12 protein-coding genes and 2 pseudogenes are annotated in these 16,867 nt (G+C 42.9%); 2 read left to right on the forward strand and 12 right to left on the reverse strand.

Annotation, left to right across the window (positions count from 1 at the left end; all coding sequences use genetic code 11):
• Nucleotides 1-730 precede the first annotated feature (730 nt).
• From AACT52_RS03070 to AACT52_RS03085, 4 genes are all read right to left on the reverse strand, one after another.
• On the reverse strand, nt 731-2,302 hold the full coding sequence (locus AACT52_RS03070; protein WP_083630151.1) for an EthD domain-containing protein: 1,572 nt from the start codon (nt 2,300-2,302) through the stop codon (nt 731-733).
• Between the two features lie 9 nt (nt 2,303-2,311).
• Nucleotides 2,312-2,785, reverse strand: a complete 474-nt coding sequence (locus AACT52_RS03075) for a cupin domain-containing protein (RefSeq protein WP_073629287.1) — start codon at nt 2,783-2,785, stop codon at nt 2,312-2,314.
• A gap of 154 nt (nt 2,786-2,939) precedes the next feature.
• Nucleotides 2,940-3,836, reverse strand: a complete 897-nt coding sequence (locus tag AACT52_RS03080; protein ID WP_073629289.1) for an alpha/beta fold hydrolase — start codon at nt 3,834-3,836, stop codon at nt 2,940-2,942.
• Between the two features lie 305 nt (nt 3,837-4,141).
• Nucleotides 4,142-4,945: an SDR family NAD(P)-dependent oxidoreductase gene (locus tag AACT52_RS03085; protein WP_073629291.1), complete on the reverse strand. Its 804-nt coding sequence runs from the start codon at nt 4,943-4,945 to the stop codon at nt 4,142-4,144.
• Nucleotides 4,946-5,674: 729 nt separating this feature from the next.
• Between AACT52_RS03085 and AACT52_RS03090 the strand changes: the two genes are divergently transcribed.
• The gene (locus AACT52_RS03090) at nt 5,675-6,073 is read left to right on the forward strand and encodes a nuclear transport factor 2 family protein (RefSeq protein ID WP_073629293.1); all 399 of its coding nucleotides are present in this window, start codon (nt 5,675-5,677) and stop codon (nt 6,071-6,073) included.
• 60 nt (nt 6,074-6,133) lie between these two features.
• Nucleotides 6,134-7,042 (forward strand): EthD domain-containing protein, encoded by a 909-nt coding sequence (locus AACT52_RS03095; RefSeq protein ID WP_073629295.1) that lies wholly within the window; start codon nt 6,134-6,136, stop codon nt 7,040-7,042.
• A gap of 658 nt (nt 7,043-7,700) precedes the next feature.
• Here AACT52_RS03095 and AACT52_RS03100 read toward each other — a convergent pair.
• The 8 genes and pseudogenes from AACT52_RS03100 to AACT52_RS03135 form a co-directional block, all read right to left on the reverse strand.
• Nucleotides 7,701-9,086, reverse strand: a complete 1,386-nt coding sequence (locus AACT52_RS03100; protein ID WP_073629297.1) for an HlyD family secretion protein — start codon at nt 9,084-9,086, stop codon at nt 7,701-7,703.
• A gap of 53 nt (nt 9,087-9,139) precedes the next feature.
• Entirely contained in the window at nt 9,140-9,328 is a 189-nt protein-coding gene (locus tag AACT52_RS03105) for a hypothetical protein (RefSeq protein ID WP_143172733.1), read from the reverse strand.
• Nucleotides 9,329-9,384: 56 nt separating this feature from the next.
• Nucleotides 9,385-10,971, reverse strand: a complete 1,587-nt coding sequence (locus AACT52_RS03110) for a DHA2 family efflux MFS transporter permease subunit (protein ID WP_073629299.1) — start codon at nt 10,969-10,971, stop codon at nt 9,385-9,387.
• 306 nt (nt 10,972-11,277) lie between these two features.
• Nucleotides 11,278-11,889, reverse strand: a pseudogene (locus tag AACT52_RS03115) (magnesium transporter); the annotation flags it as partial.
• 27 nt (nt 11,890-11,916) lie between these two features.
• Complete coding sequence (locus tag AACT52_RS03120; protein ID WP_198940866.1) at nt 11,917-12,903, reverse strand: ATP-binding protein; 987 nt, start codon at nt 12,901-12,903, stop codon at nt 11,917-11,919.
• Nucleotides 12,889-13,344 (reverse strand): annotated as a pseudogene (locus AACT52_RS03125) (response regulator); the annotation flags it as partial. The gene AACT52_RS03120 and the pseudogene AACT52_RS03125, both read right to left, overlap by 15 nt.
• Before the next feature lie 240 nt (nt 13,345-13,584).
• The gene (locus AACT52_RS03130) at nt 13,585-14,970 is read right to left on the reverse strand and encodes an ATP-binding protein (protein WP_073629303.1); all 1,386 of its coding nucleotides are present in this window, start codon (nt 14,968-14,970) and stop codon (nt 13,585-13,587) included.
• A gap of 20 nt (nt 14,971-14,990) precedes the next feature.
• Nucleotides 14,991-16,649 (reverse strand): FAD-dependent oxidoreductase, encoded by a 1,659-nt coding sequence (locus tag AACT52_RS03135; RefSeq protein ID WP_073629305.1) that lies wholly within the window; start codon nt 16,647-16,649, stop codon nt 14,991-14,993.
• Nucleotides 16,650-16,867: the final 218 nt, after the last annotated feature.

The raw sequence follows: 16,867 nt of genomic DNA on the forward strand, positions 1-16,867 counted from the left end.
AATGCCCTTTGACCCACCAGTCACAATGGCAACTTTATTTTTTAGCTTCATGATTCAGCCTCACTAAATTAACTCAATTGGTTGAGAGACAGATGCGTTCAACTGATGATATCTTGCACCTGCTTCCAAAACCGGCTACGCGTGCAAATCGTGAAGCCTGATAGCGCAGCGTGGCGACGCCAGTTAAAAGTGGAGGTTTTCCCAGATTCAGGACTAGGTCACAAAGGTGCTATAACTCTTGATTGTTCGTTCAAAAACCGGATTTTATGCCCCTTGGGGACACGCTTCGCTATTAGGTCTTGTTGAGAATAGTGCAAGATGTGATATCAAATCCGTTTGCATCGGAATTATTTACTACCTGTGTTCTCCTCCTCTGTGTACTCTGTGCCTCTGCGGTTTTTTATCGCTCTTTCATCACTTTGGTAAAAGAAAAATCAAGTCCAATTTTTAAACTTTAGATCCGGCAAAGGTTCGAGAGTTTATTTTTTAACCAAACAGTTGAAACCAAGGTTTTTGGTAAAAGTGATGTGCTGCAAGGATTTTAGATTATCCTCTCACAAAAGTGATGGAAGAGCGTTATAGCGGTTCTCGTTTGGATGCAATACAGTTTTGATTATCTTATGGAACGGGCGTCTCGCCCGTTTTGGGTGGGCATTAGCCCAGACCACAAGAACTGTATTGGATGCAAGTGAAAAGCGCTATAATCATTCAGATACAATGGGAAACGATATCATACCTTGGCGAGCGACCATTTAGACGATACATCAGACCATTTGGGGGCAAATCCCGTTGCTACGCGTTTTTTTCCTTCATCGTGTTCGCTGAAGTACTTCCTGAGTATGCCTGGTGGAGTCAGTCTTTGTCCTTGGCTTATAGTCAATACAGAAGACGTGCTAGGGACAGGAATGGTTTCGTCAGATACGGGATTCGCATCCATAAAAATCCGCAACTCTGAGAATTTGTCGCCCTCTAGTCGGAAGATATCGCAGCAAGGAAGGGTAACTACGGAGCCATCTTTGCGCCAGTAAATCACATCCATTTCAACGAATACGACCTCACCAACTTCCCACATCATCTTGATTTCGTGGTAAAGTGCAGAAACCTGACTGAAAAAAGCATCCACAGATTGCTTGATGGCAGCTTTAGTGAAACATGGTGGAAAGTTGCCAAACTGATACACTGGTGTATCAGTAAAGAATTCAATAAACCCCTCCGAATCAAATGCTTCGCCTCTAGCAAATAAGCGCGTTACAATCTCTGAGGCTGTTCCTGGCAGTCTTTCTAACATGTTGCTTTTCTGGTTTGTAGTTTGACTGGAAACTTTGTTGTCTGAAACTGACTGTTCAGGCTTGATATTCTGCTTACCGTTGGAGAGAGAAAACTGACTGCTCATAAGAGAAACTACGTCCTTCTTTAGTTGATTGATTGCACCGATATTTGTAATTAATTCGGCAACTGTGCAACTTCGCTGACCAGCTATGGTCAACTGACCGTTGTAGACAAAGGTGTATGCTGCTCTTTCTGGAAAAGTGTTAATTTGCTTAATGTATTTTGGCTGGGACTTAAACGTTGAGGTGTACTCATCAGAAGCAAAGAAGTTAGCCATATCCAGGAAATTAGAGAAGGCAATTTCAAAAGCAGCCTGATACTGATTTTTTGGAGGTTCAACATGAATAACCCCCGGTGCATCTGGTCTGGAATTGTCTACTTCTTCAAATAGATGTAGTCGAAATTTGAGAACAAAATTACTTTTGACAATTGCAGGAGCAAAACTGTCTTTCATGTATTTGCGAAAAGCTTCCACACTCACGCCATCTGCTTTTTTGACCATGACGTGAAATTTCGGAATCCCTAACTCTCCATTGGGATCGCCTGTGGAAATGCCATCCACATAAGTTTGAGAATTACCAGGACTAGTGTTATATCCAATCGCTTTGCTGAAAATGTTGTATTCGTCATCCATTAAAATGCCAGAGGCATTAAACCAGGTTTGACGGTCGTTTTCTGTAGCAAAGGTTAATTCGGCAATGCCATCGAATTGGTCTGATTCTAGATAGTTATAGTCTATGCCATCTAAAGTAGGCCAAATACCGCCTTGATTATGAGCTACGTGGAATTGCCAATATTGATATTGACCTGGTAATCTGGCGCAGACTGGACCATGTACATTGCGCCAGTAGTCATCAAACATATTTAAGGTGATGCCTTTTCTTTTCCACAAGAGAACGTAAAAGACGGCTTTCCCAGTGCGATCGCGCGATGCATAATTGGCTTGTGCCGTTTCCTGATTAAGAGTTTTCATGGGTAATAGCTATAGTATTTCGACTCCGTACTTGGGACCAACTTCAAGCATTTTTTTGATTTGGTCTTCGGGTGTGACAGTTACAGGGGTATCCTTGTCCTTCACCAAATAACCCACTTCCTCAAAAAACTTTTCAAGCCCTGCAGGAATAGCTGTTGTCAAAGTTATTGCTGGTGTCGTGCCCATATTTTTAAAGCAATGAGGAACGCCTTTAGGCGCATGGACAAAGCTACCAGCGGACAAAACTATCTCTTGGTCTCCAACTTGGAAAAATAACTCCCCTTCCAGGATATAGAACGTCTCGTCTTCCCGCCAATGAATGTGGGGTGGAGACCCGTTCTGGGGTGGAATGAAAAACTCGAATGTTGAGTACGCTCCGCCAGTATCTTCACCTACTGCCTTAAAGGTATATATATCACCCACGACTGAGTAAGAACGACCTTCACCTGTTGGCGTCACCACTAAGTTATCATTGCCTGCCAATGTAGTTCTCCTTTGTTTGCAAATGTCTGCAAAGATTTTTCCGAATGTAAATTGCATAAATACTACTTAATGTAGTATTTATGCATAAGTAAAGTATGAACCGCTGCTCTAAGCTAAGTTGTCAATGCTCTTTGCAGCGGTTCCAAACCCAATGTTAGGATTTGTAATCTTCGCCAAAGAATTGGAGCATTTGTTCAATTAGGTACTCTGGACGCTCCTCGGGAATGAAATGTCCGCAGCCTTCAATGACAGTACCACGAACGTCCTCAGCGACTGCCTGCATCGCCTTAATTGGGCGATCGCCTAAACCGTAAGACGCTCCTAGAACCAGCACTGGCATTTTGAGTTTCGTCTTGGCGTTTTCTCTGTTTTGTCGTGCTGACTCATGGATAGCGCGGTAAAGTCCAAGAGAACCGCGTACCGCACCAGGAGCAGAATACCAACGGACATACTCGTCAATTTCAGCCTCAGAAATTCCAGACGGGTTATACGAATATTTATTAAAGAAGTAGGAAATAAATACCCGCTCTCTTCCTGCAATCAGTGTCTCTGGGAGGTCAGGCACCGCATTAAAGGCAAAATGCCAAATTCCGCCACCTAGGCGCGAGGTTTCCGATGAATACTGGGCTAGATCCTCCCAGCCAAAACCAGGAAGCGTTGCATCAAGGCTCACAATCCTACGTACATCCTCTGGATGAGCAGACGCATACGCATAGTTCACTGGGGAGCCCCAATCAGACCCAGCTAAGAAAACACGCTCGAAACCGAGATGGCGAACTAATTGGTAAATATCTTCAGCTTCGGTACGGCTATCGTAACCAGTAGCTGGCTTTGAAGAGTCACCAAAGCCCCGCAAATCAACTGCAACTACAGTATAGTGTTCGGCAAGAGCTGGCATAACTTTATGCCACTGACACCAAGTATGGGGCCAACCATGCAGCAAAATCACTGGGTCTCCTTGACCGCCTATTACGTAGTGCAGACGTATGCCGTTGACAAAAGCATATTGATGGGTGAATTTTGTTTCGATATCTGTTAAAGCAGTTGTCATATTTGTATCCTTGTGTAGAAGTGCATTGATCCCTTGTTAGCTAAACGGTGGTTATATCTTTTAAAGCTTTACTCACATCTTGCACCTATCCGTATAAGCCTGAGCTTAGTCAAAAGTAATGCAATAAAGTTACATCAGTTTTGTTGGCTTTTATTGGTAAAACAAAGACTTCAGGCTTAGTACTGAGTTTAAAAATTACATCAATTTTTATTGGTGCAAGATGTCAGTTTATTAGTTTTTTGGCTGCTTTAATGGATACAACCACTGTCACTTTTAAGTTTGTGTCAGAAATGTAAGCGAGCAGATTAGTTAATTGCTCCTACACCCCCGCCGTCCACCCGAATGTTCGCGCCGTTAATGTAATCTGCAAGTGGGCTTGCCAAGTACGCAATTATATTTGCTACTTCTTCAGGACGCCCAAGACGACTGCTTGGGTTAGGCCAATCCTCAAGCACCAAGTGCTTTTCAATCTCCGCCCACTCAGTACCCCATCCTTTAGTTAAAGCAATCTGATGGAAAATACGTTTGGCTCCTTCAGTTGCAATGAGACCGGGGCTTACCGTGTTGACTGTGATACCTGTTTGCGCCAACTCCTTTGCTAGGCTTACAGTCATATTCAAAGTTGCGGCTTTAGTGGCTTGATAGTCAGGTCGAGCAGCGAAGGGCTGAATCGCTAATCCGCTAGCAATTTGAATGATACGTCCCCAACCTAGCTGCTTCATATGAGGTATGAGAAGCTGAATCATGCGCACCATAGAAATCACATTAGCATTATAGATTTCAGCCCATCCGTTTGGAGGGCTGTCCATCCAGCCACGGTCTTCATATATGCCAGCATTATTGACCAAAATGTCTACACCGCCAAGAGATGACAACACTTTATCAACTACTTGACGTGCACCTTCATCGGTTGAGATATCTCCGACAGCAACAAATGCTTTGTTACCATCCGCACTAATCTCCTGAGCCATCCGGTTTGCCTGCTCTTGCTTTCGTCCATGTACGATAACGATCGCACCTTCTTGTGCGAGAGCCTTCGCGATGGCTGCACCAATACCGCTGCTACTACCAGTGATAAGAGCCCGCTTATCACGTAAATGTAAATCCATGAACTTACCTCATGGTTATATTTCTTGTAGCCTCTTAAAATTTGCTCCACACAGTGGAGTAAAAAACCAGTCCTAGCTTGAGGAGTAGTTTAATAAACCGAGGTTTTTACCCAAGGTTGTGGTAAACCTCATGACTAAGAAGATAAATTTAGTTTGTCTGATACTAAAAAACTTTGACCAGGGAATTTCATTATCTTAAGAACAAAGTTATACTCTTTCGCCACAAAATTTTCAAATTAACGTTGAAACTTAGCTTTAGCCTCTGTTACATAATGGTTGTAACAGTTAGGTATATAAAAATACTCAATTGTAAAAACTAGTAGGAGACTCATAAACATACATTTGGTTTTTACTGTAGATGAACAAACATTTTGGAGTTCCAATAATAAGCGTCTAAAAACAAGTATTTGAGCGGGTTTGAGCAAGTTATTTATCTCAAAGCTACTCAGAACACTGATAAAGCGGTTTTCACAGTTGATAGATTAGTGTAGTAACTTTTGATAACAGTAGAGAATACTTGCTTAGTACTTAAGCTTCTTCAGGCAATATAATCTTTTGCAAATATCATTTAATATAGCTTCCAACTTTTACTCATTTACAATCAATTAAATTCAATTAAGAAAATTTTATACAGCGTTCATAAGTTTATTCTTAAAATTATGAACTTCACTGGTTAAAAAGTTTTAAAATAGACAAACTAAATTTACCTTCTTAATTACGAGGTACTCAATGTCAAATTTAGTAGCAACATCAGCTAAAACAGAAATCATTAAGCGCCTGTTTGACGCGTTTGAGTCTGGACCTGATGCTCCAATACAAGCATCTGACAAATATGTTACATACTTGACTGAAGATGTACACTTCCGGTTAGGCAACTTAGATACTTTAGTTGGACGTAAAGCCATTAGAGACTCTTTGGTTGATTTTTGTCAACAAGTAAAGAGTATATATCACGACATCAAGCAAAAGTGGGAGATTGGAGATGTGGTGTTCCTGGATATGGAAGCCACCTACTACCGTCAAGACGGCACTACCGTGACACTTCCCGTAATGGATGTCTTTCGATTTAAGGGTGACTTAATCCAACAACTGCAAATTTTTATGGATATCAATCCGATATTTGGCTGAGTCTACGGTTTAGCAACTCTTTGCAGCCAGAACAATTTTCATAGTATTAGGAGAAGAACTATGGCAAAGGTCGATTACTCAACACGCGATCAAGATGTGAAAATAGTATTATACATACTTATCAAAAAGAGAAAGGAAATAGATTTACATACATTCGATAGCTACTGGAAAAATGTTCATGGCCCAGTAAGTGCACGGTTACCAGGTCAGTACCAATATTGGCAGTATCACGTTACACATAATAGGGATGGTATTTGGCCAAGTATTGATGGAATAGAATATGAAACTCCGGAAGAAGACCAGTTCGATGGAATAGCAGAATTGACGTTTTTATCAGAAGATGACTGCCAAACTTGGATTAATGCTGCTGCTATTCTAGATTCTGACCAGCAAAACTTTGTTAGTAAAGCCGTTATATACGTAACGAATAATGGCAATTCTAAAACGTATGTTGATACGATACAAAATGGTGCTCCAATAGGGAATTTGGATGTAAGAAAGTTCCACGTTATGGTCAGAAAAACAGATACCATAACTGTAAATGATTTTCGGAAATACATGGTGGATAGATTTGCTCAATTTTTTGTAAAAAGCGATTTAGTTCTTAAGTTTAAACTGCATCTCCTTGAAGCACATGACAATTCCCTCCCACCAGCCCCCGGAGTATCTCATTACGAACCATTAGAAAAGCAATATCAAGCAGCGTTTGAAATTGCCTTTAAGAATTGGATAGACATGGAAAAGTTCTTTGATTCACAGGCATATGCTGCTGTAGTAAAAGACCAGAAAAAGTATATAAAGCACTTTGCTACTTTTCCAGAACGGGGTACTTACACTTTTGTGTACAATAGCGAATTGACCTTAGCAGGACAGAGAACTTCCACAGTAGCAGAACTGATTACAAGTCTAGGTGCAACCAATCAAACACAGGACAAAATACTCAATCTTATGTTTGACAATGTTGCCTAGTCTAGTGCTTTTAGCATACATTCACAAAATTCCACAAAATCAATAACTAAGCTAGATAAAATCGTAGTTAAATCTACTCATAGTCTTGCATTAAAAGACAGAAGTCTCGGTTTTGTAGAGATGCAAATATTTGCATCTCTACATCTGTTTTAAAAGTTAAAAGCTTTATCCTTTATACTTCAATACGGGCATTGCATAAAATTCTCTTTTTTTCGAGGCGCTTCTCTTCGAGAGGCGTAGCCAAAGCGAACCCAACCTGCTATGAAAGAAATACTCTTCCTCTGAATTGAGGAAAGCTCAAGCAGGCGGACCCCTTATATCAAGTTCGCTTAATCACTTATAAATCCCGAAACACCCCACCCGCGCTGTCGCGCACCCTCCCCTTGCCAAGGGGAGGGTTGGGGAGGGGTAACGCGAGGACTGCAATGATAACTAATGATCCGAACTTGATATTATCCATTCATAGAAAACCCGCAATGCATGGTTGCAGGGGACGCGGTCTTTTATACAAAATAACCAGCTACCTTTTCTAATAAAACCGCGCCCGCCGCAAAGGCAGTTCTGTTTGAGTAATTTTCGTGAAACCCGCCTACACTCCACACCCCTTACACCCCCACACCCCGTGTTTCTTCAGAGTTTACCGACTTCTAAGCTTTCCTCAACGTGTTTCCACATTCACAATTACAGACATACCGGGAGCAATCTGCGATTCGTAACCGCGAATGCTATCGGAATCGAATACAACTTTGACCGGCAGGCGCTGCACAATTTTGGTGAAATTTCCGGTGGCATTATCGGGTGGTAAGAGGGCGAATTTTGCGCCCGATGCGGGGGATAAACTATTGACTGTGCCTTTGAATAGACGATTTGGGAAGGCATCAATTTTGATTTCAACCTGCTGGCCTGACTTCATCCGACCGAGTTGCGTTTCTTTGAAATTGGCAACAATCCAAGGCTTTTGCGACACCACAGACATTAGCGTTTGTCCAGGCTGGACGCGTTGTCCTGCTTGCACCGTTTTGTTGCCGACAATACCTGCAGTGGGTGCCATAATGGTAGTGTAAGACAACTGGAGTTGCGCGTTATCGACTTGGGATTTGGCTTGATCAATGGCGGCGATCGCCGCTTTATACTGCCGTTGATTGACTTCAGTTTGCTGCTTTGTCGCGTTTGCCTGCTGCAAAGTGCCGCGAGTGGAAGCAAGCTTTGCTTTGGCGTTCCGGAGATTTTCCTGGGCTTGAGCCACCCGTGCCTGAGCCTGTCGTACTTGTTCTTGAGCGGCATTGCGTTGAGCCACGAGGGCATCGTAGGTAGCTTTTGCCGCATCAAATTGGTTACGGGGCACCGCCCCTTCCTTGGAAAGCTTATTGTAGCGATCATAGTCAAGCTTGGCTTTGACCAGATTAGCTTCCACCGCCGCAAGTTGGGATTGGCTTGCTGGAACTCCTGCCTGGGCTTCGCTCAAAGCAGCTTGAGCGGTGGCGATACTGGCACTCGCCGCATCGATATTGCCCTGAGCCTGAGTAGTTTGCCCTGCGGCATTAGTGGAAGTAACGTGAATGTTTGCCTGCGCCACATTAGACTGTTCTTTCGCCACTGCCAAAGCGGCTTGGGCTTGCTCTAAGTTCACCTGATAGTCGCGGGGATCGAGTTTGACCAATACGGTACCTGACTTCACTACCTGGTTGTCATCCACAGCCACTTGCACAACGGTGCCAGCGATACGTGCATTCACTGGATGAATGTCTGCGGTGATGTAAGCATCATCGGTTTCCTGATGGATTTGGGCATACTGCCACCAGTGATAACCGTAGATGGCACCGGCAACAATTCCTAAACCAAGACTTCCGATTAAAATAAGTTTTCGCACTGGAAGATGGAAGGATTGTTTAGGAGGGGGTAGCCGTGATGAATCAGCAGGGGGATGTTCGGGAATGACCACCGCTTGCTCGACTTGTATCGGATTGCTGCTAGGTTCTACACGACCGTTCTGTTGTGTCACTGCTGTAACAGCAGGCGTAGGAGAAGATTTAGGAGACTGCATCGATCACCTCAGTAGGTTTGGAACTAATGATCAACAAGGAGCGAAAAGTTTAGTTAAATTGATTTAAATAGACGTTGACATTCTGGACAATCATAAAAAGCTGGTGGATGGTCTAAAGGTGGTATCCGATAGCCACAAGTTGGGCAGGGTCGGTTAAACCGAGGTGTTTGAGAATTGAAAAATACTAAAACTAAAATTTGAGTTAATAAACCAAGAGTAGAAATCAAAAGTACTAACATCATAATCTTTTACCAAATAATGGATAAAACAGACTCTTAATTCTGATTGAATAAGCGACTTAATGAGCAGCACCTCCTGCACCTGGTTTAACTTTTTGGAAAAACAACACTAAAAAAGCGCTAAGAAATAATACGCAACCCATAAAGAAAAAACAATCATTAAATGCCATTATATTAGCTTCCCGCCGTACCATTTTATCTATCAAAGCGTAGGCTTGATTTTGTGCTTGCGTTGCATCATTAGTATGCTGTAGAAACATCTGAGTCATTTGGTCAATGCGATCGCGTGTCATTGGGTTCGATAAAGAAATAGCATCAACCAGACGATTTGAATGAAAGCGTTCGCGTACCGATTGTAAAGTTCCTAAAGTCGCAATCCCAATCGAACCACCTAAGTTACGTGCCATATTATAGATAGCAGAAGCCGAACCAATTTGTTTAGGTTCAATTCCAGCAGTTGCAAAACTCGAAAGGGGAGTCATTACCAATGGTTGTCCAAAAGCGCGTACTATTTGCGCGGGAATAAGTTGTAGATAACCAGTGTTCTGCGACATGGTGGTGTTCATAAAACAACTTACCCCAAACAGTGTAAATCCTACCGCTACCAACAACCGTAAATCAAACCGCTTCATTAACTTGGGGACAAACGGTGTAATAAATAACTGCGGCATCCCTGCCCACATAATAGTTTCCCCAATTTGCATGGCGTTATAGCCTTGGATTTGTGCTAAATATAGCGGCAAGATGAACGTGGAACCATACAGCCCCATTCCCAAACCCGTTGTCGTCAAAATAGAAATTAAGAAATTTCGTCTTCCCAACAGCCGCAAATTCAGTAAAGGTTGCTTCTTGATAAACTGGATAATGACAAAAATCGGTAGTGTAATACCAGCGAGAATCGCCGCATGTTGAATTTCTTCCGAACCTAACCAATCTTTGCGGTTACCTTCTTCCAAGAAAAATTCTAAAGAAGCAAGCCCAATCGCCATCATTGCAATACCGAGCCAATCACCTTTTTTAAGTAACTCTAATTGCATTGATCTCTGTGGTAAAGCATACCAAACCCCTGCCAGCAGCATTAGTCCCGGTAGCACATTAAGATAAAAAATATACTGCCAACTATAACTATCTGTCAGCCAACCGCCAACCGTTGGACCAAGTGATGGAGCAAGAGTTGCAGAGAGTCCAAACAAAGCCATCCCTACAGGTTGTTTTGGTGGTGGTAGAGTCATTAAAATGACAGTAAATGCCATCGGAATCAGTACACCTCCGGTAAATCCTTGTCCAGCACGAAACAGCATCATCATCGGTAGGTTGGTAGCAAAAGCGCAGGCAACGGAAAAGCAAATAAATAGTGCTGCATTGTAAAGCAAATAACGCCGTACAGAGAATACTTGTGCTAACCAACCAGTGAGGGGAATAACAACAATTTCGGCAACTAAATAAGCAGTAGAAATCCAAGCACCCTCATCTAAACTTGCACCCAAAGCACCCGTAATATCGTTTAATGAAGCATTAGTAATTTGGATATCTAACACTGCCATAAACGCACCCAAAAGTGTTGCAGACACTCCAACCCAATCTTTGAAAGAGACATCTTGTACGGGTTTATGTACAGTTTGATTTGTAGCGCTTGGATTTGTCATAAAATTTTTCTAAATTACAATTTTTTTTGCCTAAAAAATTATTTTTTTAAACTATTAGTAACATTTATTTATGTTTTTTGTCACTTTCAATAATACAAAAAAATCGCTTTTTTCAACGAAAAATCAAGGCTTTTTTAGTTATATGATTGGCAAAAAACCTGGTTTTTGAACTAGGTGCAAGATATAAGAAAACTAAGTTCAACCCCAAGAATCCAACCAAAAAGTCAAGCGATTCCAGTATCTTTAAAAAAGTTGATGTATTCTCTAACTTTGAGAATTGGTATCAGTCCATCCTTCAAATGATATTTATCCCAATACAACTGAAATGAGTGATAAGAAGCTTATAAAACTTACGGCATCCAGCATTGTAGTTAATAACGCTCCACTAATGAGTGCTGGATCAAGGTTTAATTGCTTCAATCCTATTGGTACTAATGCTCCTAGTATAGCTGCTATTAGCACATTAATAGCCATTGCTGTTGCTGCAACTAACCCTACCCATCGCTCACTAGGAGTAAACCAAATTAAGCAAAGGATGCTGAAAGATATCCCTAATGCTGTAGCTGTACCTAACCCTGCTAAAATCTCCTTACGCAGAATTTTCAAAGTATCTTGGGGTGTCACTTCACCTACGCTTAATCCTCGGACTGTCACTGAGAAAGCCTGGATAGCAACATTACCACTGGTATTAGACAGAATCGGCATAATTACCGCTAGTACAGGAACCAGTGAAATAACGTTTTGAAAAAGTGCGATCGCACTGGCAGCACCAATATATAAACCAATGTTTGCTAGCAACCACGGCAACCGTTTACGAATAGTCACTTGGGGAGAGGACAAAGCGGCTTCATCACCACCACGTAAAGAAGCGAGTTTTTGAATCTCTTGAGTAGCTTCCTTCTTTAAAATGTTTTCCACTTTTTGTGTGACAACCTTTTTTCCTGTTCAAGAATGATTGATGGGCAGACGCACCTGAAAGCGTGTCTCGCCTGGTTCAGAAAAGCAGCGAATGTCTCCGTTATGCTGACCCACTACAATCCGATAGGCAATTTCTAGACCTAACCCTGTCCCTGCACCAACCTGTTTTGTCGTAAAAAACGGCTCAAAGATCCGTGACTGAATCTCAAGGGGAATGCCAGGTCCATTATCAGCAATCTCTATTGCAACGTAATTTTTCTCACTTGATGTACGCACCCAAACCTTACCTCCGCTGCCCACGGCATCAATGGCGTTGTCAATCAGATTTGTCCATACCTGATTCAATGCACTCCCGTGGGCTGAAATGTGTGGAAGGTTTTGCAAGTACTCACGCATCACTATGATACTGTGCGATTTTAGCTTGTAGCCTAAAATAGTGAGCGTATTGTCGAGACCTTCATGCAAATCTACATTCTGTAGGGGTTCCCGATCCATATACGAGTACGCTTTGACAGCTTTGACTATTTCAAAGATGCGATCAGTGCTCTGCTCAAGCACATTTACCACACTTGCAGTAGTTAGCGTTGTTTCTAACCAAGTCAGTACATCTTTCAGCGTATTGGTCGCTACTTGTGAGCTAATTGCTTCTAACGTGAGAGTGTTAAGTCCACCCGCAACCAGGGTAGGAGCAAGTCTCCACCCATCGGTAATGCCATGTGACTGCAGCCAGCCCGTTAATTCATCTTCCAAATCAATCAGAGCTAAGGAATCCAAATGCTTGAGCCTAGCAGCGTGCTCAAAGGCATCACGCTTTAGATCCAATATACGCTCAAGTTGAATCGGCGTGAGGTGTTGCTCAATACATCTAACCGCGAAAGTCTGTAGAACCTCCATTTTATGGCACAAATGTCCTGTAGCTCGACGTGCTGCTGTTGCTGGATTATTCAGCTCATGGGCAAGTCCAGCAGCCAGTTTACCTAAAGCTACAAGCTTTTCGTGTTGTTGAGATAACATCTGAAGCTCTTGGACCTTGATTTGTGCCGCTTGTCGTTTCACCTCTTCTGTTTTCTTAAACAACTCGACAAATACCGTGACTTTAGATGTTAGTATTTCTGGCGAAATCGGCTTGAGCAAGTAGTCCACCGCTCCAAGAGAATAACCTTTGAACACCATATTGTCACTTCCGCTGAACCCTGTCAGGAAAATGATCGGGATATAGCGCGATCGCTCTCGTTCTCGAATTAACTTTGCCGTCTCAAAACCATTCATTTCTGGCATCTGGACGTCGAGCAAAATTAAGGCAAAATCTTGATTCAAAAGACATCTTAAAGCTTCCGCACCCGAATTAGCCTTTACCAGATTCTGACGTAGGCTGTCCAGTATCGCCTCCAAGGCCAGCAAATTTTTCGGCTCGTCGTCCACCATCAAAATGTTTACTTTTGGTTCGGGCTGCATATACTCACCTTAATGTGGGGTAACAGTTAATCAAGAGATAACACGCGCTTTATTCACAGAGTGATCAAATACCATCAATTTTTCTTAGTGCAAGATGTGAGCCTCTTACCAGCGCGGCGATTGCGCTCCCGCGCAGTGCCCCTTGGGCAATCGCTCCCGTTACGTATGAAAGAAACACATTTTCCTTGATTGCTTAAAAAGCATGCTATATAAGGGTTTGAGAATGTGTTTCTTAAGAGTTTAAGAATTGTTGATGGGCAGACGCACCTGAAAGCATGTCTGACCTGGTTTAGAAAAGCAGCGAATGTCTCCGTTATGCTGAGTCACTACAATTCGATACGAAATCTCCAGACCTAACCCCGTCCCTGAACCGACCTCCTTAGTTGTAAAAAACGGCTCAAAAATTCGAGACTGAATCTCAGAGGGGATTCCTGGTCCGTTGTCTACAATATCCACAACAACATAATCTTTGTCTTTGGAAGTACGCACCCAAATTGTACCTTGTTCACCTAAGGCATCTATGGCGTTGTCAATAAGATTCGTCCAGACCTGATTTAGTGCACTTCCATGAGCGAGAATGCACGGCAGGTTTTCTTCATACTCGCGAATCACCACGATATTATGCTTTCTCAACTTATAACGCAAAATAGTCAGGGTATTTTCGAGACCTTCGTGCAGATCTACCTTCAGCACGGAAGCCCGATCCATGTACGAGTATTCCTTAATAGCCTTGACTATTTCGGAAACGCGAGCAGTACCCTGCTCCAGCGTCTTCAATAGCCCTGCTATAGTCAGCGTTGTCTCGAGCCAAGTCAGCACATCGATAAGTGTATTAGCTGCTAAATGCTCACTAATGACTTCTAACTTGAGAGTGTTAAATCCACCGGCAACGAGAGTAGGAGCGAGTTTCCACCCATTGGCAACACCATGTAACTCCAACCAATGCGCTAGTTCATCTTCCCAATCACTCTGAACCAAAGGGTCGCAAAGGTTGAGTTTAGCAGCGTGTTCAATGGCAACTTGTCTGAGAGCCAAAAGGTACTCTAGTTGAGTTGGCGTAAGATATTGCTCAATAAATCTCAGTGTAACAGAATCCAACGATTTAATTGTATCGTGCAACTGTCCTGCGGCTCTATGTGCTGCTGATACTGGATTATTTAATTCATGGGCAAGACCTGCGGACAATGTACCTAAAGCAACAAGCTTTTCGTGTTGCTGAGATAACAATTGTAACTCTTCCATTCGGCTTGCCATGTGACCGAGAACAATTTTTCTAACTGAGGGGCATATGGTAATCATTTGCCAAAAATCATTCTCGTGCAGACAATACATATGGCTTCTACGCACTGCTTGCCCACTGGCAAGGTGAAGCGTACCTGCAAGGAGAGGGACTTCACCAAAGAACATACCAGTACCGTATGTAGCCAATACAATTTTTTGGTTAACAATCTCTCGTGAAAGCTGGATGGCTCCTTCAAATACTACATAGAAGTACTCTACAGGATCTCCTTGCTGAAACAGTATGTCTCCTGGATTCAGCCATAATTCAGTACCGTTTAGGAAGCACTCAAGCTCATTCTCAGTTAAGTTTTCAAAAACCGATACCTTACGCAATTTTTCAAGCATGGCGACAACCTGGAATGTTGCTATAAAGATGCAAGATATTGGTGGACTAATTGAACGGCGATCGCTCCTTCGCCGACCGCCGAAGCGACTCGTTTCACTGACTGATGACGCACATCACCAATGGCGAAAATACCTGGCACGCTAGTCTCAAGAAAAAAAGGACTGCGTTCTAATGTCCATCCTTTCGGAGGCATCCAGTTTCGTAATGTGTTAACTCCAGTGAAAATGAATCCATGTTCATCACGCTCTACAACGCTTTCCAACCAGTCAGTATGCGGTTTTGCACCAATAAAGTTGAATAGAGCATTGGTGGGAAGAATTTCGACTTCATCAGTTATTAAATTAGAAAAGGCTACAGCCTCCAGCTTCTCTTTGCCCAACAATTCAATAACCTGAGTTGATAGCTTTACTGCAATATTCTCAGTCTCCTCAATCTGCTCAATCAGGTACTGAGACATACTTTTCTTGAGTGAGTCCCCGCGTGCAACAATGGTAACAGAGCCTGCGTACTTAGAGAGGTACATAGCAGCTTGTCCAGCCGAATTGCCTGCACCAATAACAAAGACGTCTTCCCCTTGGCAGCTAAGCGCTTCGGTGATTGCAGCTCCATAGTACACCCCTGCACCTGTCAACCTTTCACTTCCAGGCACGTTGAGCTTGCGATAAGATACGCCAGTTGCAATAATCAACGTGTGAGTACTGAGTTCCGAACCGTCTGCTAGGGTTATGAACCGATATTGGTTGTGCAAACGAACATCAGTAACTTCTTGCGGAGAGAGAATTTCTGTTCTAAACTTCTGAGCCTGTGCGACAGCACGCTGAGCTAAATCACCGCCAGTGAGACCACTTGGAAAACCGAGATAATTCTCGATTCGAGAACTGGTTCCCGCCTGTCCTCCTGGAGCCTCTCGTTCAATCAACACTGTGCGAAGTCCCTCAGATGCCCCATAAACAGCTGCCGCTAGACCAGCCGGACCAGCACCCACAATAACTAAATCGTAAAACGGCATTTTGGGGCGTGTTTTTAGTCCTATTTTCTCAGCAATTTGGATATTTGTTGGCTCCACAAGATGTGAGCCGTCCGAGAACAGGACTACCGGCAGCTGTTTAATATCACAGTTAGTGTAACTAATTAGGCTATGTGCCTCCTCTGACTCAATGTTTAGCCACTGGTAAGGAATATGATTGCGAGCTAAGAAATCTTTGGCTTGATGCAATTTAGGCGACCAACGGGAACCAATAACGCGAACACCTTCAAACGGTGGGCGGAAAGAAGCCTGCCAAACCTCAAGCAAATCGTTAAGCATGGGATATAAACGCTCTTGAGGGGGGTTCCAGGGCTTCAACAGGTAATAATCAATCTTTGCTTTGTTAATGGCATGAATAGCCGCATTCGTGTCTGCATAAGCCGTGAGCAAGACACGTTTGGTCGTTGGAAAGATTTCCATTGCCTGTTCTAGGAACTCCACACCAGTCATCTGTGGCATTCGCTGGTCTACAAGGAACAGTGCTGCTGAATCGTTACGCAATTTCAACTTTTTTAGCACCTCTAAGGCCATCAAAGCTGAGTTTGCTCGCAGCAATCGGAAGCGGTTGCCGTATTCACTTCGTAAGTCGTGTTCGAGTGCTTGCAAAACTTCCGAATCGTCGTCCAATATCAGTATTACAGGTTTAGCCATAAGTTCGTTAAAAATGCTGCTTGAAGCAACATTTAGCAAAAGACACAATTTTCTTCTCTAGTCGCCATGTATTTGGATTCCTCTCGAGTGTTCTAGGTGAATCTCGCTCCTAGCAGTACGCCGCAAGTGAAATATGAAAGAAACACAATTTGCTGAAAACCTTAGTAAATAAGGGTCACAAAATGTGTTTCTTAGGAGCTTGAATAACAAACTTAAGA

The sequence above is a fragment of the Scytonema sp. HK-05 genome (assembly GCF_963872035.1).
GTDB lineage: Bacteria > Cyanobacteriota > Cyanobacteriia > Cyanobacteriales > Nostocaceae > Kalymmatonema.